Source organism: Streptomyces sp. NPDC033165 (genome assembly GCF_055577965.1).
Window position 1 is genome coordinate 278,413 of record NZ_JBVIPK010000002.1, and the last position, 23,099, is coordinate 301,511.

29 protein-coding genes are annotated in these 23,099 nt (G+C 69.8%); 25 read left to right on the forward strand and 4 right to left on the reverse strand.

Features of this window, described 5'->3' with window-relative positions:
* Window positions 1-58: 58 nt before the first annotated feature.
* From ACZ5WC_RS05610 to ACZ5WC_RS05625, 4 genes are all read left to right on the forward strand, one after another.
* Window positions 59-6,268: a DNRLRE domain-containing protein gene (locus ACZ5WC_RS05610; RefSeq protein WP_468539956.1), complete on the forward strand. Its 6,210-nt coding sequence runs from the start codon at window positions 59-61 to the stop codon at window positions 6,266-6,268.
* 2 nt (window positions 6,269-6,270) lie between these two features.
* Complete coding sequence (locus ACZ5WC_RS05615) at window positions 6,271-6,783, forward strand: hypothetical protein (RefSeq protein ID WP_468539623.1); 513 nt, start codon at window positions 6,271-6,273, stop codon at window positions 6,781-6,783.
* 143 nt (window positions 6,784-6,926) lie between these two features.
* Complete coding sequence (locus ACZ5WC_RS05620; RefSeq protein WP_468539624.1) at window positions 6,927-7,142, forward strand: hypothetical protein; 216 nt, start codon at window positions 6,927-6,929, stop codon at window positions 7,140-7,142.
* Window positions 7,139-7,738 (forward strand): response regulator transcription factor, encoded by a 600-nt coding sequence (locus ACZ5WC_RS05625; protein WP_468539625.1) that lies wholly within the window; start codon window positions 7,139-7,141, stop codon window positions 7,736-7,738. The genes ACZ5WC_RS05620 and ACZ5WC_RS05625 overlap by 4 nt, the downstream gene beginning before the upstream one ends.
* Before the next feature lie 87 nt (window positions 7,739-7,825).
* On the opposite strand, the gene ACZ5WC_RS05630 is transcribed toward ACZ5WC_RS05625, so the two are convergent.
* The 4 genes from ACZ5WC_RS05630 to ACZ5WC_RS05645 all read right to left on the reverse strand — a co-directional run bounded on the left by ACZ5WC_RS05630 (window position 7,826) and on the right by ACZ5WC_RS05645 (window position 12,605).
* The gene (locus ACZ5WC_RS05630) at window positions 7,826-8,551 is read right to left on the reverse strand and encodes a S1 family peptidase (RefSeq protein WP_096625044.1); all 726 of its coding nucleotides are present in this window, start codon (window positions 8,549-8,551) and stop codon (window positions 7,826-7,828) included.
* A gap of 145 nt (window positions 8,552-8,696) precedes the next feature.
* A complete protein-coding gene (locus tag ACZ5WC_RS05635) occupies window positions 8,697-10,757 on the reverse strand; it encodes a PIG-L family deacetylase (protein ID WP_468539626.1) in 2,061 nt (686 codons plus the stop codon).
* 168 nt (window positions 10,758-10,925) lie between these two features.
* A complete protein-coding gene (locus ACZ5WC_RS05640; RefSeq protein ID WP_468539627.1) occupies window positions 10,926-11,936 on the reverse strand; it encodes an ArsR/SmtB family transcription factor in 1,011 nt (336 codons plus the stop codon).
* Window positions 11,937-12,137: 201 nt separating this feature from the next.
* A complete protein-coding gene (locus ACZ5WC_RS05645; protein WP_468539628.1) occupies window positions 12,138-12,605 on the reverse strand; it encodes a peptidoglycan-binding domain-containing protein in 468 nt (155 codons plus the stop codon).
* A gap of 576 nt (window positions 12,606-13,181) precedes the next feature.
* Between ACZ5WC_RS05645 and rpsJ the strand changes: the two genes are divergently transcribed.
* The 21 genes from rpsJ to rplO all read left to right on the forward strand — a co-directional run bounded on the left by rpsJ (window position 13,182) and on the right by rplO (window position 22,865).
* Window positions 13,182-13,490 (forward strand): 30S ribosomal protein S10, encoded by a 309-nt coding sequence (rpsJ, locus tag ACZ5WC_RS05650; protein ID WP_003948644.1) that lies wholly within the window; start codon window positions 13,182-13,184, stop codon window positions 13,488-13,490.
* Window positions 13,491-13,504: 14 nt separating this feature from the next.
* Window positions 13,505-14,149, forward strand: coding sequence for a 50S ribosomal protein L3 (rplC, locus tag ACZ5WC_RS05655; RefSeq protein ID WP_003966960.1), 645 nt, complete (start codon window positions 13,505-13,507; stop codon window positions 14,147-14,149).
* Between the two features lie 4 nt (window positions 14,150-14,153).
* Complete coding sequence (gene rplD, locus ACZ5WC_RS05660) at window positions 14,154-14,804, forward strand: 50S ribosomal protein L4 (RefSeq protein WP_096625052.1); 651 nt, start codon at window positions 14,154-14,156, stop codon at window positions 14,802-14,804.
* Complete coding sequence (rplW, locus tag ACZ5WC_RS05665; RefSeq protein ID WP_014154589.1) at window positions 14,804-15,127, forward strand: 50S ribosomal protein L23; 324 nt, start codon at window positions 14,804-14,806, stop codon at window positions 15,125-15,127. Before rplD ends, rplW begins: the two co-directional genes overlap by 1 nt.
* Before the next feature lie 38 nt (window positions 15,128-15,165).
* Entirely contained in the window at window positions 15,166-16,002 is an 837-nt protein-coding gene (gene rplB, locus ACZ5WC_RS05670; protein WP_003966957.1) for a 50S ribosomal protein L2, read from the forward strand.
* A 12-nt stretch (window positions 16,003-16,014) separates the two neighbouring features.
* Window positions 16,015-16,296, forward strand: a complete 282-nt coding sequence (rpsS, locus tag ACZ5WC_RS05675) for a 30S ribosomal protein S19 (RefSeq protein ID WP_387853870.1) — start codon at window positions 16,015-16,017, stop codon at window positions 16,294-16,296.
* Window positions 16,297-16,338: 42 nt separating this feature from the next.
* A complete protein-coding gene (rplV, locus tag ACZ5WC_RS05680; protein ID WP_004571827.1) occupies window positions 16,339-16,686 on the forward strand; it encodes a 50S ribosomal protein L22 in 348 nt (115 codons plus the stop codon).
* Window positions 16,686-17,522, forward strand: coding sequence for a 30S ribosomal protein S3 (rpsC, locus tag ACZ5WC_RS05685; protein ID WP_096625054.1), 837 nt, complete (start codon window positions 16,686-16,688; stop codon window positions 17,520-17,522). The genes rplV and rpsC overlap by 1 nt, the downstream gene beginning before the upstream one ends.
* A gap of 5 nt (window positions 17,523-17,527) precedes the next feature.
* Window positions 17,528-17,947, forward strand: coding sequence for a 50S ribosomal protein L16 (gene rplP, locus ACZ5WC_RS05690; protein WP_003966953.1), 420 nt, complete (start codon window positions 17,528-17,530; stop codon window positions 17,945-17,947).
* Window positions 17,947-18,171, forward strand: coding sequence for a 50S ribosomal protein L29 (rpmC, locus tag ACZ5WC_RS05695; protein WP_003966952.1), 225 nt, complete (start codon window positions 17,947-17,949; stop codon window positions 18,169-18,171). Before rplP ends, rpmC begins: the two co-directional genes overlap by 1 nt.
* Window positions 18,171-18,458, forward strand: a complete 288-nt coding sequence (gene rpsQ, locus ACZ5WC_RS05700) for a 30S ribosomal protein S17 (protein ID WP_096625056.1) — start codon at window positions 18,171-18,173, stop codon at window positions 18,456-18,458. The genes rpmC and rpsQ overlap by 1 nt, the downstream gene beginning before the upstream one ends.
* A gap of 105 nt (window positions 18,459-18,563) precedes the next feature.
* The gene (rplN, locus tag ACZ5WC_RS05705; protein ID WP_003966950.1) at window positions 18,564-18,932 is read left to right on the forward strand and encodes a 50S ribosomal protein L14; all 369 of its coding nucleotides are present in this window, start codon (window positions 18,564-18,566) and stop codon (window positions 18,930-18,932) included.
* Window positions 18,933-18,934: 2 nt separating this feature from the next.
* Entirely contained in the window at window positions 18,935-19,258 is a 324-nt protein-coding gene (rplX, locus tag ACZ5WC_RS05710; RefSeq protein ID WP_003966949.1) for a 50S ribosomal protein L24, read from the forward strand.
* Complete coding sequence (gene rplE, locus ACZ5WC_RS05715) at window positions 19,258-19,815, forward strand: 50S ribosomal protein L5 (protein WP_006126888.1); 558 nt, start codon at window positions 19,258-19,260, stop codon at window positions 19,813-19,815. The genes rplX and rplE overlap by 1 nt, the downstream gene beginning before the upstream one ends.
* A 2-nt stretch (window positions 19,816-19,817) precedes the next feature.
* Window positions 19,818-20,003 (forward strand): type Z 30S ribosomal protein S14, encoded by a 186-nt coding sequence (locus ACZ5WC_RS05720; RefSeq protein ID WP_003948630.1) that lies wholly within the window; start codon window positions 19,818-19,820, stop codon window positions 20,001-20,003.
* A gap of 224 nt (window positions 20,004-20,227) precedes the next feature.
* Window positions 20,228-20,626 carry a 30S ribosomal protein S8 gene (gene rpsH, locus ACZ5WC_RS05725; protein WP_003966947.1) on the forward strand — a complete coding sequence of 133 codons (399 nt, stop codon included), beginning with the start codon at window positions 20,228-20,230 and terminating at the stop codon, window positions 20,624-20,626.
* A gap of 21 nt (window positions 20,627-20,647) precedes the next feature.
* Entirely contained in the window at window positions 20,648-21,187 is a 540-nt protein-coding gene (gene rplF, locus ACZ5WC_RS05730; protein WP_096625058.1) for a 50S ribosomal protein L6, read from the forward strand.
* Window positions 21,188-21,189: 2 nt separating this feature from the next.
* A complete protein-coding gene (gene rplR, locus ACZ5WC_RS05735; protein ID WP_015610732.1) occupies window positions 21,190-21,573 on the forward strand; it encodes a 50S ribosomal protein L18 in 384 nt (127 codons plus the stop codon).
* A 47-nt stretch (window positions 21,574-21,620) separates the two neighbouring features.
* Window positions 21,621-22,226: a 30S ribosomal protein S5 gene (gene rpsE, locus ACZ5WC_RS05740; protein ID WP_096625060.1), complete on the forward strand. Its 606-nt coding sequence runs from the start codon at window positions 21,621-21,623 to the stop codon at window positions 22,224-22,226.
* Complete coding sequence (rpmD, locus tag ACZ5WC_RS05745; protein ID WP_003966943.1) at window positions 22,226-22,408, forward strand: 50S ribosomal protein L30; 183 nt, start codon at window positions 22,226-22,228, stop codon at window positions 22,406-22,408. Before rpsE ends, rpmD begins: the two co-directional genes overlap by 1 nt.
* Before the next feature lies 1 nt (window position 22,409).
* Entirely contained in the window at window positions 22,410-22,865 is a 456-nt protein-coding gene (gene rplO / locus ACZ5WC_RS05750; protein ID WP_003966942.1) for a 50S ribosomal protein L15, read from the forward strand.
* Window positions 22,866-23,099: the final 234 nt, after the last annotated feature.

Sequence of the window (23,099 nt, forward strand, 5' to 3'; positions counted from 1 at the left end):
ATCGCTGGCCCTGCACCGGCGAAGACGGCTTCTGCCGCGGATCGCCCTCGGAGCCGCCATGGTCCTCGCGGTCGAGACCGCCCTGATCACCGAGAGCGGCCAGGCCGTGGCCCATACCCGGCAGGCGCCGACGGCCCCGGCCGCCGCGAAGCAGGCGCCCGAGGGGCCGGGCGAGGCCGCGGACATCCTCTCGGCCAAGGTCGCCGCAAAGCTCTACGGCAAGCGGGTCGAGGCGCTGTCCGAGCGCACCGAGACCTCCACGACGTGGGTGAACAAGGACGGCTCGCTCACCACCGAACTGTCGGCGGGCCCGGTCCGCTTCGAGGAGGGCGGTGCGTGGACCGACATCGACGTCGAACTCCGCGAGACCGCCGACGGTGTCGAGGCCAAGGCCCACCCGAACGGTCTGAGCATGGCGGGCAAGGGCGGTGCGCTGCCGCGCTCGGTGCGCGAGGCGGACCGGGCCCCCGCACGCGACCTGGTGACCCTCGGCGAGGGCGACGAGCGGATCACGCTCCAGTGGAAGGGGGGACTGCCCGCTCCCGAGCTGGACGGGACGCGTGCCACCTACCCCGAGGCGCTGCCGGGCGCGGACGTCGTCGTCGAGGCGACCCGTACGGGCTTCGAGCAGTACGTCGAGATCAAGAAGCGCCCGGCCGCCGGATACACGTACACCCTGCCGCTCAAGGCCAAGGGCCTGAAGGCGAAGGAGCAGCCCGACGGCAGCGTGCTGTTCACCGACCGGAAGAACGGCAAACGGGCCGTGATGCCCGCGCCGGTGATGTGGGACGCCACCGTCGACAAGGTCTCCGGCGAGCACACCCGCCGGGTGCCGGTGGCGATGAAGGTGGTGAAGCGGAAGGGGGCCGTCGATCTGGTCGTCACCCCGGACGCGGAGTTCCTCGCCGACCCGGAGACGAAGTACCCGGTGACGGTCGACCCGTCGACCTCGTCGCTGTCGAACGTCTTCGACACGTACGTCCAGCAGGGCGAGACCCGCGACTGGTCCACCGATGTGGAGCTGGATTTCGGCAACCCCGGTACGACGAATGCGAACGGCACACCCCGTACCGCCCAGTCCTTCATCACCTGGAACACCGCGCCGATCGCCGACGCCCTGGTCTCCAGCGCCAAGCTGAGCCTGTGGAACTTCCACTCGGCGAACACCACCTGCGCCGCCCAGCCGTGGCAGGTCTGGTCCTCGCCCGCCGCGTCCACGGCCAGCCGGTGGACCAACCGGCCGACGATGACCGCGCTGAAGGCCGAATCCACCGAGACGCGGGGCAACACCGCCTGCACGTCCCAGCCGGACGGCTGGATCAACGCGAACGTGACCACGCTGGCCCAGGAGTGGGCGTCGGCCAAGGCCACCCGGGGCCACATGGGCATACGGGCCAAGAGCGAGACCGCGGTCGCCCAGTGGAAGCGGGTGAACTCCGCCAACGCCGCGAAGAACCCGCCGAAGCTGTCGGTGACGTACAACTTCCGGCCGCGTACGGGCACCAAGCAGGAGGCTGGTCCGCCGTTCTTCTCCTACGCGGGCGTCTACATGGCCAACACCCTGACGCCGACCCTGCGCGACACCTTCGTCGACGCGGACGGGGACAGGGTCAACGGCACCTTCCAGATCTTCGACAGTGCCACCGACAAGCAGGTCGGCAGCCCGATCGTGTCGAAGTCCGTGCCCTCCGGGCAGCCCGCCTCGGTGACCGTGCCGTCCGGGGTGCTGGCCGAGGGGAAGACGTACAAGTTCCGTACGAGCCCCTATGACGGTACGCACTACAACACCGGCTGGTCGGCCTGGAAGACCTTCAGGGTCGACACCAAGGCGCCGTCCGCCCCGACGAAGATCGCCTCCACGGACTATCCGCCCGGCCAGTGGGTCAAGGGCGAGGGGCAGCCGGGCGTCTTCACGGTCACCCCGCCGAGCGGGTCCGACCACAACTGGCTGGAGTGGTCCCTCGACGGCGTGACCTGGACCAAGGTCACCACCGGCGGTTCCACCGCGAACAAGGCGATCACCGTCACCCCGCCGAAGAACGGCAGCCACACGCTGCAGGTGCGGTCGGTCGACAGGGCAGACAACAAGTCCGAGGCGGTGGAGTACCTCTTCCACGCCGGTTCGGGCGGCTTCGTCCAGCCCTCGGAGGGCGAGCGGACCGCGCGCCGGCTGCCGCTGGTCGCCGAGGCCGAGGCCGGCAAGTACAACGCCGTCACCTTCTCCTGGCGCCGCTCCGAGGCCGACCCCTGGGTGCGGATCCCCGTCGGAGACGTCACCTCCGGCGGCAGCGCGCTGACGGCCTGGCCGGTCCCGCTGACCAACGGCCGCAACGCCCCGCTGGTGTGGAACGCCACCAGCACCGTCGACCCGGACGGCACCATCCAGCTCAAGGCCGACTTCACCGGCCCGAACTCCGCCACCAGCAGCACCGTGCCGCTGACCGCGGTCGTCGACCGCAACGCGGACGGCGCGGCCACCACCGAGGTGGGTCCGGGTTCGGTCAATCTGCTCACCGGCAACTACACGCTCTCCGAGACCGACGTGTCGCTCTTCGACCTGTCGGTGTCGCGTACGGCCGCCTCGCGCACCCCGAACCGGGGCGCCGACCAGGAGGGGCAGGCCGCGATCTTCGGCAAGGAGTGGGTCTCCGGCACCGCCGCCGAGGCCACCGAGTCCGACTACAGCCACGTCCGGCGCGTCTCCGACACGGCGGTCGACGTGGTGCTGGAGGAGGGTGACGCGATCCACTTCACCGCGAACGCGGCGAAGAGCGGGTGGGTCCCGGAGCCTGGCTCCGAGGACCTGACCCTGAAAAGCAGCGTGAGCGGCACGTTCACACTCTCCGACACCGAGGGGACGGTCACGACCTTCGCCAAGGCGGACGCGGCGGCGACCACCTGGCAGGTCAGCACCACTCTCTTCGACGGTCTCGCCAACTCCACCACCAAGGTGATCTCCGAGACCGTCACGGTCGGCGGCAAGAAGCTGGCTCGCCCCAAGCGGATCATCGCGCCCACCTCGGCCGCCACTACGGCCGCCTGCGAGACGTCACCGGCCACCAAGGGCTGCAAGGTCCTGGAGTTCGTCTACGCGACCACCACCACGGCCACCGGCACGGAGACGAACGCCCAGTTCGGCGACTTCACCGGCCAGGTCCGTGAGATCCGCGCCTGGACCACCAGCCCCGGCGCGTCCGCCGCCACGGCCACCGCCGTCGCCACCTACCGCTACGACTCCAACGGCAGCCTGCGTCAGCAGTGGGACCCCCGCCTGAGCCAGGCCTCCCAGACGCAGTACGCCTACTACGGGGGCCGGGTCACCTGGCTCCAGCAGCAGAGCCAGCTCCCGTACACCTTCACCTACGGCAACGCCGGAGCCGGTACGGCACCCGGCGACGGCATGCTGCTCACGTCCTCGCGCCAGGCCCTCAAGCAGGGAACCGCCGACACGGTCGAGGGCAACGCGGTGACGAGCGTCGTCTACGGGGTCCCACTCACCGGAGCCAAGGCTCCGTACGCCATGGGCGCGACCTCCGTGGCGGCCTGGGGCCAGCTCGACCATCCCACGGACGCCACCGCGGTCTTCCCCGCCGACACCGTCCCGGCCTCGCACGACGGCGCCGACCTGGCCTCCGGCGGATACCGCCGGGCCGCGGTGACCTATCTCAACGCCTCCGGCCGTACGGTCAACTCGGCCACGCCCGGCGGCCACATCTCGGCCACCGAGTACGACCGCTTCGGCAACACCGTCCGTGAGCTGACCGCGGGAAACCGGGCGCTGGCGCTCGGCGCCACGGCGGACGACCGCCACGTCCTCACCGACCTCGGCATCATCGGGCGCGCCTCGGCCGAGCGGGCGCACCTGCTCTCCACGACGTCCGTCTACGACGAGCGCGGGGCGCGGGAGCTGGAGGAGTTCGGCCCGATCAGGCGGGTGGACCTGACCGAGGACCTCAAGGAAGGGAGCACCGTCCTGGTCGAGGCCGGTACCTCGGTTCCGGCCCGGTCGTGGACGGTGAAGGAGTACGACGAGGGCCGCCCGACCGACGGCACGGCCACAGTCCGGGACCAGGTCACCCTGAGCGTCACCGGCGCGCGGGTCCGCGACTACTACTCCGCGATGGGGGAGAAGCGGGTCGAGTCCGTCCAGTACGACTGGGCCAAGGGCCTGCCCACGCTCACCACCAAGGACGCCGGCGGTCTCGACCTGACCACGACTACCGGGTACGACGCCCAGGGCCGGGTCACCTCCCAGGTGCTGCCCGGGGGTACGGGCGGCGATGCCGCCACCCGGATCACCGAGTACTGGTCGGCCACCGGCAGCGGCTGGTGCAAGGGCCGCCCGGAGTGGGCGGACCGGGTGTGCTGGACAGGACCGGCGGGTGACATCACCGGCGGTGGCTCTCAGCCGAACAAGCTGGTGAACACCACCGTGGAGTACGACCGCTGGGGCAACCCGGCCACCGTCACCGACGAGGTCGGCGGGGTGCACCGGACGACCACGACGACGTACGACGATGCCGGCCGGCCGGTCTTCTCGAAGATCGCGGGCGGCCTCGGACAGGAGGTCCCGGAGACCACCACCGAGTACGACGCGGCCACCGGACAGGTCACCAAGGTCATCTCGCCCACCGGCGGAACGGTCACCAAGGCGTACGACCAGCTCGGTCGGCTGATCTCCTACACCGACGCCGACGGCGGTGTCACGAAGACCGAGTACGACCTGCTCGACCGCCAGGTCAAGGTCACCGACTCGGTCCCGTCCACCGTGACGTACACCTACGACCACGCCGCCGAGCCGCGCGGTCTGGCCACGCGGACCACGGACTCGGTCGCCGGGTCCTTCTCCGCGACGTACGACGCCGACGGATCGGTCGCCACCGAGAAGCTGCCGGGCGGCTACACGCTGAGCGTCACCGAGGACACCACCGGTTCCACCGCCTCGCGCGTCTACACCCGGGACAGCGACGGTACGACCGTCTTCAGCGACCGGGTCGGCGAGTCCGTCCACGGTCAGGTCACCGGCCACCAGGGCTGGTCCAGCCAGACCTACCGCTACGACCGTACCGGTCGGCTGACCGGTGTCGACGACACGGCGGGTGAGGTCTGCACCCGCCGCGCCTACACCTTCGACAAGCGCGCCAACCGCACGTCCCTGACCACGTCGGCCGCCGACCCCGGCGCCGACTGCACCTCCACGGGAGCAACCTCCACCGAGTACACCTACGACAGCGCCGACCGGCTCATCGGGTCCGGCCACACCTACGACGCCTTCGGCCGAACCACCAAGCTTCCGGGCAGCAGCATCGGCTACTACGCCAACGACCTGGTACACCAGCAGACGGCCGGCGCGCAGCGTCAGACCTGGCAGCTCGACGCCGGACTGCGCTTCCGCTCCTGGACGGTCGAGACGGGTTCCGGTTCCACCTGGACCCGCACCGGCGCCAAGCTCAACCACTACGACAGCGACGGCGACAACCCGCGCTGGATCGTGGAGGACACCGGGACCGGTGCGCTGAGCCGCAATGTCGAGGCCGCCTCGGGCGACCTCGCGGCCACCACGTCCAAGACCGGCGACACCGTGCTCCAGCTCTCCACCGTCCACGGTGACGTGGCCCTCCAGCTCCCGCTGGACGCGGACCGGGCTCCCGTCGCCCTGGACAGCGACGAGTACGGCAACCCCCGCGAGGGCCAGGAAGCCACCCGCTACACCTGGCTCGGCGCCAAGCAGCGCTCGACGGAGACGCTGACCGGCCTCACGCTCATGGGTGTACGCCTCTACAACCCGGCGACCGGTCGGTTCCTGTCGGTGGACCCGGTGTACGGGGGCAACCTGAACGCCTACGAGTACGCGCACGCGGATCCGCTCAACCGGTTCGACCTGGACGGGAAGTGGAGCTGGAAGAAGGCCTGGCGCAAGACCAAGCGCTTCGTCAAGAAGCACAAGTGGGACATCGCGCTCACCGCCGCCGGCTTCATCCCCGGCGTCGGAGCGGTGGCCTGGGGCGTACGCGCCTACCGCGCCTACCGGGTGGTCCGCGCCGCACGCACGGTGCGCAACGTCCGGCGTGCCGCTCCCCGCAGGAGGACGTTCACCCGCTACGTCAGCCCGCGCTACCGTGGCGCGGCGAGCTGCGCGGCGAAGTGGGCCGGCGGCGGGGCCCTGGCGGGCTCCTACGGTGGAACGTCGAAATATGTCAGCGGCACCACCACCATGGGTGCGGGGATCGGACTGTGGCGCTTCGCGCGCGGTCGGTGCAGGGGGTAGGGATGGACACAACCGAGCGGGCGCGCGGAGCGCGGCTCGCCAACCGGATGGCCCACGCGGCGGCCACTGCCTGGATCGTGTGGGTGGTGCTGTCCAGTGCCGCCGCCGCCAGGGGCATCGGCCTCGCCGAGCAGATCGCCGACCACGTCACCTGGTGGCAGTACGTGCTCTTCGCCGGGCTCGTCGTGGTCCGCCCGTTCGCGGCGCCGAGCCTCACGCCCGTACTCGTCGGACCGGACCGGGATCTGCGGCCCGCCGGGGTGGTGGCGCGGCTGGGCACCCTCCTGGCGGTGCTCGCGGCGACCGTCGTCGCGGTCGGCCTGCTGACCCTGGCGGTGGGCACCCTCGTCGAGGGCGCCCCGCCCGGCCGGCTGCTCTCCGCCGTGGGCGACTACCTGACCGGGGTCCCGTTCCTGGTCATGGCCGGCGCGGTGACCGCCTTCGCGCTCCTGTCGCCCGCCGTGTGGCCTGTTGTGCCGCCTGGGCGCGACGGCCGCGAACGACCGCGTCGTTGACGCTCCCGCACCCCGGCACGGCCCCTGAGGCCCGTGCCGGGGTGCGGCCCGTCCGGGGCACGTGAAGATGTCACTCGCTCCGCCCGCCCTGTCGTGATCGGATCGGCGCACGGGAAACGGCGGGGACGCGGAAGGCGGCGAGGGTGGCGCAGATGGAGATCGGGGCGGCCCGGGCGGTGGCAGTCGTGGTGTACGCGGCGGCCGTCGCGACCTCGGTGCTCGCGGGCCCGTGGGTGCTGACGCTGTTCCTGCCGGCCCTGATCGGCTCCGTGGTGGCGGCCCGGCTCGTACGCCGGGGCGTGCTTGAGGCCCAAGCCGCCCGGAAGGCCGGGGGGAGTCTGCGACAATCGGGCCTGTGATCAGGGTGCTGGTGGTCGACGACCATGACGTCGTGCGGTCCGGCCTGGCGGCACTCCTGTCGGCGGAGCTCGGCATCCGGGTGGTCGGCCAGGCGGCGGACGGCCCGGCCGCGCTCGCCGAGGCGGAGCAGCTGCGCCCGGATGTGGCGCTGCTCGACATCGATCTGCCCGGGGTGGACGGGATAGCCGTCGCCACCCGGCTGGCACAGACCCTGCCCGGCTGCCGCACGCTGATGCTGACCGCGCTCGACCGCCCCGGCCATCTGCGGCGGGCGCTGGCGGCGGGGGCCGCCGGATATCTGCTCAAGAGCGCCACCCCGGCGCAGACCGCCGACGCCATCCGGCGGATCGTCGCGGGCGGCCGGGTCATCGACCCCCGGATGCACGGGGAGGCGGACGGGCCCAGTCCGCTCACCGACAAGGAGACGGAAGCCCTGCGGCTGGCCGCCGGGGGAGCGCACTCCCGGGAGATCGCCGCCGAGCTGTTCCTCAGCGTGGGGACCGTACGCAACCGGCTCTCGTCGGCGGTCGGGAAGCTCCACGCCCGTACCCTCGTCGACGCGCTGCGCATCGCCGGGCACAACGGATGGCTGTAGCCACCCGCACGCGAGCCACCCGCACGCGCAGGACCCCCGTACCTCAGGGTGGCGAGGTGCGGGGGCCCTACGGCTCAAGGGGTGCGGTCAGACGCCCGCGATGGACTGGATCCAGGAGCGGTACGCGGTGACGTTCGTGTACGCGGTCGTGGTCTGCCGGTCGCTGGTGGAGGCCACGCCGACCTGGATGCCGTTCAGCGTCATCGGGCCGCCCGAGTCGCCGCCGGCGGTGATGCCGTTGCCGCGGCGGGCGCAGATCGCCGAGCCGCCGTACGCGTCACCGCAGCCGTGGGTCACCGTCACATTGGCGACTTTCAGGTAGCGGGACTGGCAGTTGGCCTCGGAGCCGCACCGGGAGGTGGCGCCCCAGCCCCAGACCTGCACGTTCTGGCCGACGCGGACCGTGCCCGGCTGGCCGAGGCGGGAGTAGGTGGTCTGCACCGAACGGTCCAGCCGGACGAGGGCCAGGTCCGAGCCGTGGGTGTAGGTCTGGACGCCGTTCGCCACCACGCCGCCGCTGTGCTGGTCGAGGCTGCCGATGCGGAACGACAGACCGCCGCCGGTGACGCAGTGCCTGGCGGTGAGAATCCAGGTCGGCGCGATGATCGTCGCCGAACAGGTCTCGCGGCCGTTGGAGAACAGACGCGCGGCCCAGGGGGCGTTCTGGGCGTAGCCGCCGCCGATGATCTGGGCGGTCGGGGGCGGGGTGTCCTGGAGCGGCGGGGCGGGTGCGGCCGCCGCGGTAGGTGCGAAGAGGGCGAGAACACAGGCCGCTGCTGCGGCGAGCGCGGGCACTAACCTGGCTATGCGCATGGTTGCCTCGTTTCGCGCGACACGCTGGGTGGGCGTGTCCGTGGGGGATGGTGGGCAACAGGGTGCCGGAGCGCGGTGGGCCGGGGTACTAACGTTTGGCCATAACGCCGCGCTATGGAACGGATATTGACGGTGCGTCAGGCTGTCATGCCGTGCTCCAGGGGCGCCATACCCAGGGCGCCGCGTCCGGCCCGAAACCGACGGCGGCCGGGCGGCCGTTCGGCGCGCCGAGGTGGAGGGCGGCGCCGTCCAGGGCGACGGGCCCCCGGGACCGTACGGCGGTGCCTTCGGCGGTACGCAGCTGGATGCGGCCCTCCGCGGACCGGCCGAGCAGGACCGGGCCGCCGGGGGAGGGGGCGGCGGCCACCGGCCCGTAGCCGGCGAAGCGGGGTGCGTTCTCGCTGTTCACCGCGGTGAGACCGGCCTTCGCGGCGGCCCGGTAGTACAGCTCCACGGACCCGTCCGGCGCGGGGAGGGCGGCGGGGGCGTGGGAGGGGACGGGGGAGCCGGTGAGCGGGGCGCGGGCGGTGAGCCCGTCGCCGGGGGAGTCCTGGGTCCAGTGGTGCACCGCCTCGCGCCCGGCCGCGTACACGTGGACGAGCCCGGCCCGGTCCACCGTCGCGGTGAGCCCGTCCTGCACCTCGCCGCCGCCCAGGTCGCGCCAGGGGCTCCAGCCGCCGGTGACCGCGTCGCGCACCCGGGTGCTGATCCCCTTCTCCGCGTCGCGTACGAAGAGGTGGACCCGGCCGTCCGGGGCGGCCACGGCGACCGGTATGCCGATGCGGCGGCCGTGGTCGCGGCCGCGCGCCGGGTTGCCGAGCCCCCGCCAGGCGCGGAAGGGGCCCTCCGGCGAGGCCTGCTCCAGAAGCACGATCTCGCGCTCGTTGCCCGAGCCGTGGCCGCCGAGCTCCGCGAACCGCAGCCCGAACAGCAGCTGCCGCCCGTCCGCCGTGCTCGCCCCGCCCAGCACCGGGGCGAGCGGCCCGCCGCCGAGGTCCCGGGGCCCCTCCAGGACCCCGCTGCCGGGGGCACTCTCGCTCCAGCGCACGGCCCGCAGCCCCAGCACCCCGTACACGGCGAGCCGCCCGTCCGGTTCGGTGGCGACGACGGCCCGGGGGCCCGGATAGCGGTGGTGAGTGGAGCGGACCCAGCCCTTCCTGTTGGTCAGCGGGCGGTCGCCGCCGACGTTGTAGTCCCCGCAGCCCGACGGATTGCCGCACTCCCAGTCGGGCGCCCCGCCGTACGGCACCAGGTGCGCGGCCTTCCGCTCCAGCACCGCGGGCGGCAGGTTCTTGGGCCAGTGCCGGTTGTAGTACCCCCGGAACGAGGCCACGACGAACCCGGGCACCGGCTCCCCGCGCCCTGTCGCCCTCGCCACCCAGCGGATCAGGGCCGCCCAGGCGAAGCACCCGGCGGCGGTGTGGTCCGCGTGGTCGGAGTACCCGCGCTGCTCGCTGTCCCGGCGGCGCTCGTACTCGCTGCTGAACTGGAGGTCGGGATCGGGGTCGAGCGTGTGCACGAGGGTGGGCCGGTACCGCTCCAGCAGTCCGACGAGGACGTCGATCAGACCCTCGTACGTGTACGAACCGGCCCGCTCCAGCGGCGAGTCCTCGGCGACGACGGTCCGCAGCTCCAGCCGGCGGTCCTGCCAGAGGCTGGGCAGCCCGAGGCGGCCGCGCCCGGTGTGCATCGCGGTGTTCAGGAAGACCAGCTCGACCCGGCGCGCCCCGTCGGTCAGGACGTTCACCTCGGCCCGGTGTCCGCCGTGCAGGGAGAGCACGGACTTGCGCCAGGGTGTGAACCGGTCGAGCCCGAGCAGCTCGGCGTACGCCTGCCGCAGGCCCTGGTGCCGGGCGGAGGAGTACGCGGCCCGGTCGGGGGCCGGGCGCGGGGCCCCGGGAATCTTGTTGCGGCCGTCGGCCTCGCCCGCCGTGAGGTACACGCAGACCACCGGCGTCCCGGCGTCGAGCGCCTCACGGGTGTCCGGGTTCATGAAGTACAGGTCGTCGTCGGGGTGGGCGAGGAGCTGCATGACCAGGGCCCGCCGGGCACTCGCTATGGCCAGGCCGGGAGCCGGGTCGGGTGCGGGGTTCCGGCGGCGGGGAGCCGGCAGGGAACACCCGGCGAGCGCGGCGGTCGCGGTCGCGGTGAGGAGGAGCGTGCGCCGTGCGACCGGTATTCGGGGCAGGGCAGGTCGATCCGTCACGCGCGTACTCCGTCCGCTTCCCCCGCAGCGGGCGGGATGACTGCCCTGTCCTGCGTCTGTCGTCTGTGCGAGGGGTCAGACGGAGAACGGCGCGGCGGGGTTGTGCGCGGGCGCGCGGGAGTGACGTGGATCGCCCTGCCGCCGGACGCCGCCCTCCCGCAGCCGCCGTCAGGAGGTGGGCGCGGTCGGCCGCGCGCCCGTGCTGCCGCGCAGCAGGGCGGCGCCGAGCGGGGTGAGGGTGTGCAGGACGGAGGAGGCGTGGCGGTGGCTGACGATCAGGCCGTTGTCCCGGAGCGTGGTGGCGTGCTGGCTGGCGGACGACGCGGAGACGCCGGCGAAACGGGCCAGCTCGCCGGTGGTGGCGCCGTTGGCGGCGGCGCGCAGGACGGCGGCCCGGGTGCGCCCGAGCAACGTCGCCAGGGACGCGCCGGAGCCGAGGTCCCCGGGGAGCGTGGAGTGGTGGGGCTCGTGGCTGAGCGAGTAGAACAGCACCGGTTCGAGCGTCGGCTCGGCGAGGCTCACCGGGTTGCCCCAGGAGAAGTACGACGGGACGAGGAGGAGACCGCGGCCGTCCAGACGCAGGTCGCGGTCCTCGGGGTAGGCGGCGTGCAGGACGGGGCGCTGCCAGCGCAGGCAGGGCCCCAGCCCCCGGAGCGCCCCCTCGGCCCCGTGGTCGAGCACGGCGCGGGCGCGGGCGGACCGCTCCGCCTCGACCCGGGCCAGGGCGTGCTCGCCGTGCGGCGCGATGACGGTGTCGTAGTAGGTCCGCATCGCCCCGACCAGCTCCTTGCGCATACCCGGCTCGGCCAGCCGGGGCGCCCACGCGGGGGCTCCGCTGGTGCGGCGGAGGATGTCCACTTCGTCCCGGACCCGGCTCGGCGGGGCGGCCAGGATGGCTTCCAGCCCGCTGTCGAGCCCTTCGGCGGCCTCGCGCGGGGTCAGGAAGTCGGGGAAGTAGGCGGCCCGGGGGACCAGGGGCAGCAGGAAGGTGCGCAGGGTGCGGGTGAAGTGCTGGGCCTGGAGCCGGTCACGGGCCGTGCGGTACCAGTCGGCGTAGGCCCAGCGGCCGTGGCGGCTCTGGAACCGGTGCAGGCTCGCGCAGATCTCCCACAGCGGGTCGGGCCCGGCGGCCACGCGGGTCCTGGCCAGGTCGGCGTCGGTGAAGTGGATGCGGAGCATGTGTTCCCCCCGATTGCCTGGACCTCGCCGGTTCAGTACGGCAAGCCTTGCCTTGCCATGCTGGCGGCGGGGCGGTGGGCGGGGCAAAGCGGCGCGAGGGGGCGCCGGGCTTCTTTTCGGGGAGCGGGGGATTCGGGGAACGCGTCCGCCCGGCCCGCGGAGTGCTGCGGGCCGGGCGGACAGGTGGTGCTGCGGGGCAGGTCAGAGCAGGCAGCCGCTGGGGCAGAACCCGGCCATCCGCTTGAAGGCCGCCTGGGTGTTCGGTCCGGCCACCCCGTCGATGCTGTCGTTGTACTGGTAGTGCTTCTTGAGGAAGCGCTGGAGGGCCTTCACCGTGCCCGTGCCGACGATCCCGTCGATCCCGCTGGTGTAGCCGTGCTTCTTCTTGAGGAAGCGCTGCATCGCCTTCCAGCTGTTGGGGCCGAGCTTCCCGTCGATGCTGCCCCCGTAGCCCCAGCGGGCCTTCAGCGCGCGCTGCACGTTCTGGGCCTGTGCCGTGCTCAGGCCCAGGTTGACCACCGCGAGCGCCCCCACATCGGCGCTCGCCGCCGACGGGGCCTTCGGTACGGGAGCCGCGAAGGCGGTGCCCGCGCCGGCCAGGCTTCCGGCGGCGATCCCGACGGCTGCGGTGAGGCTGACCAGCGTCCTCGCCAAGGTCTTCTGTCGCATGCGTACCCCAAGGGTTCCGGTGCGGCCGGGCTCGTGTTCCCGGGCCGTCTCGGTCCTGAGCATCGCGAAGCCGGGGAGGCACCGGCCAGGGTTTTCGGCGCCGTCCGAAAAGCCCTGGACACCAGGGGGGAGGCTGATATTCCGAATAGCGGCCGGGGCGGGGGACCCGCCGGATGCGCGCCCGCGTTTGAGTACGCGCTCGCTCGGGGTAGGATTCCCGACTCGATTGGCCAGGCCCGCGCCCCGTATGGCACACTGACCAGGTTGCTCGGTTGAGTGTCAATGCTGCGCGCCTCCCGCCGGGAGGACCGGAAGCGAGTCCCACAGTACTCGTCGGCCCTGTATGGGCCGGACGTACGGGAATCTTCCGGGAAGCAAAGCAGGGCGCCGGCCAGGCACCCGGTGGGTGTTCCGCCCCCGGTTCCGCGGTCTCAGGGTCCGCACCCCCTTGGTTGGGATCTCCTTAGGGAGATTTTCGTAGAGGGGATGCGACACGCCCGACCGCGTGGGTCGGAGGAGGAGTCCAGAGAGCCCCTGGGTTCCAGAGCGTTACGAGAGACAGGACTACTAGTAGCCATGGCGGGACAGAAGATCCGCATCCGGCTCAAGGCCTACGACCACGAGGTCATCGACTCCTCGGCGAAGAAGATCGTCGAGACGGTGACCCGCACTGGTGCGTCGGTCGCGGGCCCGGTGCCGCTGCCCACTGAGAAGAACGTGTACTGCGTCATCAAGTCGCCGCACAAGTACAAGGACTCTCGCGAGCACTTCGAGATGCGCACGCACAAGCGCCTCATCGACATCCTCGACCCCACGCCGAAGACGGTTGACTCGCTGATGCGCCTCGACCTCCCGGCGGGCGTCGACATCGAGATCAAGCTCTGAGGGGACGGGCCGAGATGAGCAAGAACATCAAGGGCGTCCTGGGCGAGAAGCTCGGCATGACCCAGGTCTGGGACGAGAACAACCGGGTCGTCCCGGTGACCGTCGTCAAGGCCGGGCCGTGCGTCGTGACGCAGGTCCGTACGAACGACAGCGACGGCTACGAAGCGGTCCAGATCGCCTTCGGCGAGATCGACCCGCGCAAGGTGAACAAGCCCCTCAAGGGTCACTTCGCCAAGGCCGACGTCACCCCGCGCCGCCACCTGGTGGAGCTCCGCACCCCTGACGCCAGCGAGTACACGCTGGGCCAGGAGGTCACTGCCGAGGTGTTCGAGTCCGGCGTCAAGGTTGACGTCACGGGCAAGAGCAAGGGCAAGGGCTTCGCCGGTGTCATGAAGCGTCACAACTTCAAGGGCCTCGGCGCCGGGCACGGCACCCAGCGCAAGCACCGTTCCCCCGGTTCCATCGGTGGCTGCGCCACCCCTGGGCGTGTCTTCAAGGGCATGCGCATGGCGGGCCGCATGGGTAACGAGCGCGTCACCACCCAGAACCTGACCATCCACGCGGTTGACGCGGAGAAGGGTCTGCTCCTCATCAAGGGCGCGGTCCCCGGTCCGAACGGCGGCCTCGTCCTGGTCCGTACCGCGGCCAAGGGGGCTTGAGGTAATGAGCACCATTGACATCCTTTCGCCGGCAGGCGACAAGGCCGGTACCGTCGACCTCCCCGCGGAGATCTTCGACGCGAAGACCAGCGTTCCGCTGATCCACCAGGTCGTTGTCGCTCAGCTGGCGGCTGCCCGTCAGGGCACGCACAAGACCAAGCGCCGCGGTGAAGTCCGCGGTGGTGGTAAGAAGCCTTACCGCCAGAAGGGCACCGGCCGCGCCCGTCAGGGTTCGACCCGCGCCCCGCAGTTCGCCGGTGGTGGCGTCGTCCACGGCCCGCAGCCGCGTGACTACTCGCAGCGGACCCCGAAGAAGATGAAGGCCGCCGCCCTGCGCGGTGCCCTCTCCGACCGGGCCCGTCACTCCCGTATCCACGTCGTCACCGGCGTGGTCGAGGGTGCCGCCTCCACGAAGGCCGCCAAGACGCTGTTCGGCAAGATCTCGGAGCGCCAGAACCTGCTCCTGGTCGTCGACCGCGCCGACGAGGCCGCGTGGCTGTCCGCGCGCAACCTGCCCCAGGTGCACATCCTGGAGCCGGGCCAGCTCAACACGTACGACGTGATCGTCTCTGACGACGTGGTCTTCACCCAGGCCGCCTTCGAGTCCTTCGTGTCTGGCCCCCAGACCGCTGAGACCGAAGGGAGCGACGCCTGATGAGCGAGGCGACCGTTACCAGCAAGACGTACTCGGACCCGCGTGACGTTCTCGTCAAGCCCGTGGTCTCCGAGAAGAGCTACGCGCTGCTCGACGAGAACAAGTACACGTTCATCGTCGCGCCCGGCTCCAACAAGACCCAGATCAAGCAGGCCGTGGAAGCGGTCTTCTCGGTCAAGGTCACCGGGGTCAACACGATCAACCGGCAGGGTAAGCGCAAGCGCACCAAGACCGGCTTCGGCAAGCGCGCCGACACGAAGCGCGCCATCGTGACCCTCGCCGAGGGCGACCGTATCGACATCTTCGGCGGCCCGACCTCCTAGTGAGGTCGAGTCGTCCGGAATCGGACGAGGACTGAGAAATGGGTATCCGCAAGTACAAGCCGACGACCCCGGGCCGTCGTGGCTCCAGCGTCGCCGACTTTGTCGAGATCACGCGGTCCACGCCGGAGAAGTCGCTGGTCCGCCCCCTGCACAGCAAGGGCGGCCGTAACAACGCCGGTCGTGTGACCGTTCGCCACCAGGGCGGTGGCCACAAGCGCGCCTACCGAGTGATCGACTTCCGTCGTCACGACAAGGACGGCGTGCCGGCCAAGGTCGCGCACATCGAGTACGACCCGAACCGCACCGCGCGCATCGCGCTGCTGCACTACGCGGACGGCGAGAAGCGTTACATCGTCGCTCCCCGTGGCCTGTCGCAGGGTGACCGTGTCGAGAACGGTCCGACCGCCGACATCAAGCCCGGCAACAACCTGGCGCTGCGCAACATCCCGGTCGGTACGACCATCCACGCCATCGAGCTGCGGCCCGGCGGCGGCGCGAAGTTCGCCCGTTCCGCGGGTGCCTCCGTGCAGCTGCTGGCGAAGGAGGGCACCATGGCCCACCTTCGTATGCCGTCGGGTGAGATCCGCCTGGTCGACGCGCGCTGCCGCGCGACGATCGGCGAGGTCGGCAACGCCGAGCAGTCGAACATCAACTGGGGCAAGGCCGGCCGCATGCGCTGGAAGGGCGTTCGCCCGACCGTCCGCGGTGTCGCGATGAACCCGGTTGACCACCCGCACGGTGGTGGTGAAGGCAAGACCTCCGGTGGTCGCCACCCGGTCTCGCCGTGGGGTCAGAAGGAGGGTCGTACTCGTTCTCCCAAGAAGGCGAGCAACAAGTACATCGTCCGCCGCCGCAAGACGAACAAGAAGCGCTAGGAGCGGGTTTAGATGCCGCGCAGTCTCAAGAAGGGGCCCTTCGTCGACGGCCACCTCCTCAAGAAGGTGGACGTACAGAACGACGCGGGGACCAAGAACGTCATCAAGACCTGGTCCCGTCGCTCGATGATCGTCCCGGCCATGCTGGGTCACACCATCGCGGTGCACAACGGCAAGATCCACGTCCCGGTGTTCGTCACCGAGTCGATGGTCGGCCACAAGCTCGGCGAGTTCTCGCCGACTCGCACCTTCCGCGGCCACGTCAAGGACGACCGGAAGTCGAAGCGCCGCTAGCGCGGGGTGGAAACGACTATGACTTACACCGAAGGGACAACCATGGAAGCCAGGGCCCAGGCGCGGTACATCCGCGTCACGCCCATGAAGGCCCGCCGCGTGGTGGACCTCATCCGTGGCATGGATGCCACGGAGGCTCAGGCGGTCCTGCGTTTCGCCCCGCAGGCCGCGAGCGTGCCGGTTGGCAAGGTGCTGGACAGCGCCATTGCCAACGCTGCACACAACTACGACCACACCGACGCCTCTTCGCTGGTCATCAGCGAGGCGTACGTGGACGAGGGTCCGACCCTGAAGCGGTTCCGTCCGCGTGCTCAGGGCCGGGCCTACCGGATCCGTAAGCGGACCAGCCACATCACCGTGGTCGTCAGCAGCAAGGAAGGAACCCGGTAATGGGCCAGAAGGTAAACCCGCACGGGTTCCGGCTCGGCATCACCACGGACTTCAAGTCCCGCTGGTACGCCGACAAGCTGTACAAGGACTACGTCAAGGAAGACGTCGCCATTCGTCGCATGATGACGAAGGGCATGGAGCGGGCCGGCATCTCGAAGGTCGAGATCGAGCGCACCCGCGACCGCGTCCGCGTTGACATCCACACCGCCCGTCCGGGCATCGTCATCGGTCGCCGCGGCGCCGAGGCCGATCGCATCCGCGGCGAGCTGGAGAAGCTGACCGGCAAGCAGGTCCAGCTGAACATCCTTGAGGTCAAGAACCCCGAGGTGGACGCTCAGCTGGTGGCCCAGGCCGTCGCCGAGCAGCTCTCCTCCCGCGTCTCCTTCCGTCGTGCCATGCGTAAGAGCATGCAGAGCTCGATGAAGGCCGGCGCCAAGGGCATCAAGATCCAGTGCGGCGGTCGCCTCGGCGGCGCCGAGATGTCCCGCTCGGAGTTCTACCGCGAGGGCCGTGTGCCCCTGCACACGCTCCGCGCGAACGTCGACTACGGCTTCTTCGAGGCCAAGACGACCTTCGGCCGCATCGGCGTGAAGGTCTGGATCTACAAGGGCGACGTCAAGAACATCGCCGAGGTTCGCGCCGAGAACGCCGCGGCCCGCGCCGGTAACCGTCCGGCTCGTGGCGGCGCTGACCGCCCGGCCGGCCGCGGTGGCCGTGGTGGCGAGCGTGGCGGTCGCGGCCGTAAGCCGCAGCAGTCGGCTCCGGCAGCCGAGGCCCCCAAGGCCGACGCTACCGCCGCTGCTCCGGCTGCTGAGAGCACCGGAACGGAGGCCTGACCGAAATGCTGATCCCCCGTAGGGTCAAGCACCGCAAGCAGCACCACCCGAAGCGCAGCGGTATGTCCAAGGGTGGCACGCAGGTTGCGTTCGGCGAGTACGGCATCCAGGCGCTGACCCCGGCGTACGTGACGAACCGTCAGATCGAGTCCGCTCGTATCGCGATGACCCGTCACATCAAGCGTGGCGGCAAGGTCTGGATCAACATCTACCCGGACCGTCCCCTGACGAAGAAGCCTGCCGAGACCCGCATGGGTTCCGGTAAGGGTTCTCCCGAGTGGTGGATCGCGAACGTCAAGCCGGGTCGGGTGATGTTCGAGCTGTCCTACCCGAACGAGAAGATTGCTCGTGAGGCGCTTACCCGCGCTGCTCACAAGCTTCCGATGAAGTGCCGGATCGTTCGGCGCGAGGCAGGTGAGTCGTGATGTCGGCCGGTACCAAGGCGTCCGAGCTGCGCGAGCTGGGCGACGAGGAGCTCCTCAACAAGCTCCGCGAAGCCAAGGAAGAGCTGTTCAACCTCCGCTTCCAGGCGGCGACGGGCCAGCTCGAGAACCACGGCCGGCTCAAGTCCGTCCGTAAGGACATCGCCCGGATCTACACCCTGATGCGCGAGCGCGAGCTGGGCATCGAGACGGTGGAGAGCGCCTGATGAGCGAGAAGACTGTGACTGAGACCAGCAAGATCGACCGCGGTTTCCGCAAGACCCGTGAGGGTCTGGTCGTCAGCGACAAGATGGACAAGACCGTCGTCGTCGCCGTCGAGGACCGCGTGAAGCACGCGCTGTACGGCAAGGTCATCCGCCGTACGAACAAGCTCAAGGCCCACGACGAGCAGAACTCCGCCGGCGTCGGCGACCGTGTCCTCATCATGGAGACGCGTCCGCTGTCCGCCTCGAAGCGCTGGCGCATCGTCGAGATCCTCGAGAAGGCCAAGTAATTCCTGAGGGGTTTCCCTCAGGTCAGTTCCGCCAGGCTCGGTGAGGTGCCTCCCCGGTAACGGAGAGGCACCCGCCGGGAACCGGCAGACGATCAGGAGATAGACGTGATCCAGCAGGAGTCGCGACTGCGCGTCGCCGACAACACGGGTGCGAAGGAAATTCTCACCATTCGTGTTCTCGGTGGCTCGGGTCGCCGCTACGCGGGTATCGGTGACGTCATCGTCGCCACCGTCAAGGACGCGATCCCCGGTGGCAACGTGAAGAAGGGTGACGTCGTCAAGGCCGTCATCGTTCGCACCGTCAAGGAGCGTCGTCGTCAGGATGGCTCGTACATCCGCTTCGACGAGAACGCCGCCGTCATTCTGAAGAACGACGGCGACCCCCGCGGCACCCGCATCTTCGGCCCCGTGGGCCGAGAGCTGCGCGAGAAGAAGTTCATGAAGATCATCTCGCTCGCGCCGGAGGTGCTGTAAGCATGAAGATCAAGAAGGGCGACCTGGTTCAGGTCATCACCGGTAAGGACAAGGGCAAGCAGGGCAAGGTCATCGTGGCCTACCCCGCTCAGGACCGCGTCCTCGTCGAGGGTGTCAACCGGGTCAAGAAGCACACCAAGGCCGGTCAGACGGCTCGCGGCTCGCAGACGGGTGGCATCGTCACCACCGAGGCCCCCATTCACGTCAGCAACGTGCAGCTGGTCGTGGAGAAGGACGGCAACAAGGTTGTCACCCGCGTCGGCTACCGCTTTGACGACGAGGGCAACAAGATCCGCGTTGCCAAGCGGACCGGTGAGGACATCTGATGACTGCCACCACTGCGCCGCGTCTCAAGACGCGCTACCGCGAGGAAATCGCCGGCAAGCTGCGTGAGGAGTTCTCGTACGAGAACGTCATGCAGGTTCCCGGTCTGGTCAAGATCGTGGTCAACATGGGTGTGGGCGACGCCGCCCGCGACTCCAAGCTGATCGACGGGGCCGTTCGCGACCTCACCACGATCACCGGTCAGAAGCCGGCCGTCACCAAGGCCCGCAAGTCCATCGCGCAGTTCAAGCTGCGCGAGGGCCAGCCGATCGGCTGCCACGTCACCCTCCGCGGTGACCGGATGTGGGAGTTCCTGGACCGTACGCTGTCGCTCGCGCTGCCGCGTATCCGTGACTTCCGTGGTCTGTCGCCGAAGCAGTTCGACGGCCGTGGCAACTACACCTTCGGTCTCACGGAGCAGGTCATGTTCCACGAGATCGACCAGGACAAGATCGACCGGGTCCGGGGCATGGACATCACCGTGGTCACCACGGCGACCAACGACGACGAGGGTCGTGCCCTCCTTCGTCACCTCGGCTTCCCGTTCAAGGAGAACTGACCGTGGCGAAGAAGGCTCTGATCGCTAAGGCCGCCCGTAAGCCGAAGTTCGGCGTTCGCGGGTACACCCGCTGCCAGCGCTGCGGCCGGCCCCACTCCGTCTACCGCAAGTTCGGCCTCTGCCGCGTGTGCCTTCGTGAGATGGCTCACCGTGGCGAGCTGCCGGGCGTGACCAAGAGCTCCTGGTAACTCTCCTCCGCCCCCTGGGCGTTGGAAGTACCCGGAGACTCTCGGTAAGCATCTGGTCGGCAGGAGCCCCGCCTTTCATGCCGTAGGCTTGAAGGGTTGGGCGCCTGCCGCCCAAGACCGACTTACTACGCCGTAGGTCCCCGCACCGCACCCGTCCCGCCACTGAGTGGGGAGAGGGATGGTGCATACAGGAAACCCCGGCGAGAGAGGCCGAAGGCCAATTCATGACCATGACTGATCCCATCGCAGACATGCTCACGCGTCTGCGTAACGCGAACTCGGCGTACCACGACTCCGTCGTGATGCCGCACAGCAAGATCAAGTCGCACATCGCGGAGATCCTCCAGCAGGAGGGCTTCATCACCGGCTGGAAGGTCGAGGACGCCGAGGTCGGCAAGAACCTCGTCCTTGAGCTGAAGTTCGGCCCGAACCGCGAGCGCTCGATCGCCGGCATCAAGCGGATCTCGAAGCCGGGTCTGCGTGTTTACGCGAAGTCCACCAACCTGCCGAAGGTCCTCGGCGGCCTGGGCGTGGCGATCATCTCCACGTCCCACGGTCTCCTGACCGGCCAGCAGGCAGGCAAGAAGGGCGTAGGTGGGGAAGTCCTCGCCTACGTCTGGTAGTCGGGAAAGGAAGGAAAGCTCATGTCGCGAATCGGCAAGCTCCCCATCCAGGTTCCCGCCGGTGTGGACGTCACCATCGATGGCCGTACGGTCGCCGTGAAGGGCCCCAAGGGTTCCCTCACGCACACCGTCGCCGCGCCGATCGAGGTCTCCAAGGGCGAGGACGGCGTTCTCAACGTCACCCGCCCGAACGACGAGCGTCAGAACAAGGCCCTCCACGGCCTGTCCCGCACGCTGGTGGCGAACATGATCACCGGCGTGACCACGGGTTACACCAAGGCGCTCGAGATCAGCGGTGTCGGTTACCGCGTCCAGGCGAAGGGCTCCAACCTGGAGTTCGCCCTGGGCTACAGCCACCCGATCCTCATCGAGGCTCCGGAAGGCATCACCTTCAAGGTCGAGTCGCCCACGAAGCTCAGCGTCGAGGGCATCGACAAGCAGAAGGTCGGCGAGGTAGCCGCCAACATCCGCAAGCTGCGGAAGCCCGACCCGTACAAGGCCAAGGGCGTCAAGTACGCGGGCGAGGTCATCCGCCGCAAGGTCGGAAAGGCTGGTAAGTAGCCATGGCATACGGTGTGAAGATCGCCAAGGGCGACGCTTACAAGCGTGCCGCTCTCAAGCGGCGGCACATCCGCGTCCGCAAGCACATCTCCGGTTCGCCGGAGCGTCCCCGCTTGGTCGTGACGCGTTCCAACCGCCACATCGTGGCCCAGGTCATCGACGACATCGCGGGCCACACGCTCGCGTCGGCGTCGACCCTGGACACCTCGATCCGTGGTGGCGAGGGCGACAAGAGCGCCCAGGCCCAGCAGGTCGGCGCCCTGGTCGCCGAGCGTGCCAAGGCCGCAGGCGTCGAGGCCGTCGTGTTTGACCGCGGTGGTAACCAGTACGCCGGGCGGATTGCCGCTCTGGCTGACGCCGCCCGTGAAGCCGGGCTGAAGTTCTAAGCCCCGGTTCCTACGCACAGCGGACGTAACAGAGAGAGGTAAATCCAATGGCTGGACCCCAGCGCCGCGGAAGCGGTGCCGGTGGCGGCGAGCGGCGGGACCGGAAGGGCCGTGACGGTGGCGCCAGCGCCGCCGAGAAGACCGCGTACGTCGAGCGCGTCGTCGCGATCAACCGCGTCGCCAAGGTTGTGAAGGGTGGTCGTCGCTTCAGCTTCACCGCGCTGGTCGTGGTGGGCGATGGTGACGGCACCGTCGGTGTCGGATACGGCAAGGCCAAGGAAGTTCCCGCGGCCATCGCCAAGGGTGTCGAAGAGGCCAAGAAGAACTTCTTCAAGGTCCCCCGCATCCAGGGCACCATCCCTCACCCGATCCAGGGCGAGAAGGCTGCGGGCGTCGTCCTGCTGAAGCCTGCTTCCCCCGGTACCGGTGTTATCGCCGGTGGCCCGGTGCGCGCCGTTCTGGAGTGCGCCGGCGTTCACGACATCCTGTCGAAGTCGCTCGGCTCCGACAACGCGATCAACATCGTGCACGCGACCGTGGCGGCCCTCAAGGGCCTGCAGCGTCCCGAGGAGATCGCGGCTCGCCGCGGTCTGCCCCTTGAGGACGTCGCCCCCGCGGCTCTGCTGCGTGCACGTGCGGGAGCGGGTGCGTAATGGCTCGCCTCAAGATCACGCAGACGAAGTCGTACATCGGCAGCAAGCAGAACCACCGCGACACCCTGCGTTCGCTCGGGCTCAAGCGCCTGAACGACTCGGTTGTCAAGGAGGACCGCCCCGAGTTCCGCGGAATGGTGCACACCGTCCGCCACCTCGTGACGGTTGAGGAGGTTGACTGACATGGCGGAGAACAGCCCGCTGAAGGCCCACAACCTCCGGCCTGCCCCGGGCGCCAAGACCGCCAAGACCCGTGTGGGTCGTGGTGAGGCGTCCAAGGGTAAGACCGCAGGCCGTGGTACCAAGGGTACGAAGGCCCGTTACCAGGTTCCGGAGCGCTTCGAGGGTGGCCAGATGCCCCTCCACATGCGTCTCCCGAAGCTCAAGGGCTTCAAGAACCCGTTCCGCACGGAGTACCAGGTCGTGAACCTGGACAAGCTCGCGACGCTCTACCCCGAGGGTGGAGAGGTCACGGTGGCCGACCTGGTCGCCAAGGGTGCCGTGCGCAACAACCACCTCGTCAAGGTCCTCGGACAGGGCGAGATCTCCGTGGCGCTCCAGGTTTCGGTTGACGCCGTCTCCGGCTCCGCCAAGGAGAAGATCACCGCCGCCGGCGGTACGGTCACCGAGCTCGTCTGAGCCGCGGGACAGAACTGAGCCTGGTCGGCCGCCTCTTCGGAGGCGGCCGGCCAGGCTTTTCCGCGTGCCCGGGCCTTTCGTGCCGCTGTACGGGAACCGTAAAGCCTCGGGAAAGGTTGAACGGGTGTTGCCTGTACCGGTGATGGGGGAGCCCGATGACGCTGACGTCCCCATTGGTGTGGCTTCGCCGCTCTTTCCCGGCGTGGCGCGGGTGATGGGCGCTGCACCGGAGGG

Excerpts from the sequence above, each read along its gene's own strand:
- ACZ5WC_RS05610 (WP_468539956.1), top strand. The coding sequence starts at position 59 with ATGGTCCTCGCGGTCGAGACCGCCCTGATCACCGAGAGCGGCCAGGCC.
- ACZ5WC_RS05615 (WP_468539623.1), top strand. The coding sequence starts at position 6,271 with ATGGACACAACCGAGCGGGCGCGCGGAGCGCGGCTCGCCAACCGGATG.
- ACZ5WC_RS05630 (WP_096625044.1), bottom strand. The coding sequence starts at position 8,551 with ATGCGCATAGCCAGGTTAGTGCCCGCGCTCGCCGCAGCAGCGGCCTGT.
- ACZ5WC_RS05640 (WP_468539627.1), bottom strand. The coding sequence starts at position 11,936 with ATGCTCCGCATCCACTTCACCGACGCCGACCTGGCCAGGACCCGCGTG.
- ACZ5WC_RS05645 (WP_468539628.1), bottom strand. The coding sequence starts at position 12,605 with ATGCGACAGAAGACCTTGGCGAGGACGCTGGTCAGCCTCACCGCAGCC.
- rpsJ (WP_003948644.1), top strand. The coding sequence starts at position 13,182 with ATGGCGGGACAGAAGATCCGCATCCGGCTCAAGGCCTACGACCACGAG.
- rplC (WP_003966960.1), top strand. The coding sequence starts at position 13,505 with ATGAGCAAGAACATCAAGGGCGTCCTGGGCGAGAAGCTCGGCATGACC.
- rplD (WP_096625052.1), top strand. The coding sequence starts at position 14,154 with ATGAGCACCATTGACATCCTTTCGCCGGCAGGCGACAAGGCCGGTACC.
- rplW (WP_014154589.1), top strand. The coding sequence starts at position 14,804 with ATGAGCGAGGCGACCGTTACCAGCAAGACGTACTCGGACCCGCGTGAC.
- rplB (WP_003966957.1), top strand. The coding sequence starts at position 15,166 with ATGGGTATCCGCAAGTACAAGCCGACGACCCCGGGCCGTCGTGGCTCC.
- rpsS (WP_387853870.1), top strand. The coding sequence starts at position 16,015 with ATGCCGCGCAGTCTCAAGAAGGGGCCCTTCGTCGACGGCCACCTCCTC.
- rplV (WP_004571827.1), top strand. The coding sequence starts at position 16,339 with ATGGAAGCCAGGGCCCAGGCGCGGTACATCCGCGTCACGCCCATGAAG.
- rpsC (WP_096625054.1), top strand. The coding sequence starts at position 16,686 with ATGGGCCAGAAGGTAAACCCGCACGGGTTCCGGCTCGGCATCACCACG.
- rplP (WP_003966953.1), top strand. The coding sequence starts at position 17,528 with ATGCTGATCCCCCGTAGGGTCAAGCACCGCAAGCAGCACCACCCGAAG.
- rpmC (WP_003966952.1), top strand. The coding sequence starts at position 17,947 with ATGTCGGCCGGTACCAAGGCGTCCGAGCTGCGCGAGCTGGGCGACGAG.
- rpsQ (WP_096625056.1), top strand. The coding sequence starts at position 18,171 with ATGAGCGAGAAGACTGTGACTGAGACCAGCAAGATCGACCGCGGTTTC.
- rplX (WP_003966949.1), top strand. The coding sequence starts at position 18,935 with ATGAAGATCAAGAAGGGCGACCTGGTTCAGGTCATCACCGGTAAGGAC.
- rplE (WP_006126888.1), top strand. The coding sequence starts at position 19,258 with ATGACTGCCACCACTGCGCCGCGTCTCAAGACGCGCTACCGCGAGGAA.
- rpsH (WP_003966947.1), top strand. The coding sequence starts at position 20,228 with ATGACCATGACTGATCCCATCGCAGACATGCTCACGCGTCTGCGTAAC.
- rplF (WP_096625058.1), top strand. The coding sequence starts at position 20,648 with ATGTCGCGAATCGGCAAGCTCCCCATCCAGGTTCCCGCCGGTGTGGAC.
- rplR (WP_015610732.1), top strand. The coding sequence starts at position 21,190 with ATGGCATACGGTGTGAAGATCGCCAAGGGCGACGCTTACAAGCGTGCC.
- rpsE (WP_096625060.1), top strand. The coding sequence starts at position 21,621 with ATGGCTGGACCCCAGCGCCGCGGAAGCGGTGCCGGTGGCGGCGAGCGG.
- rpmD (WP_003966943.1), top strand. The coding sequence starts at position 22,226 with ATGGCTCGCCTCAAGATCACGCAGACGAAGTCGTACATCGGCAGCAAG.
- rplO (WP_003966942.1), top strand. The coding sequence starts at position 22,410 with ATGGCGGAGAACAGCCCGCTGAAGGCCCACAACCTCCGGCCTGCCCCG.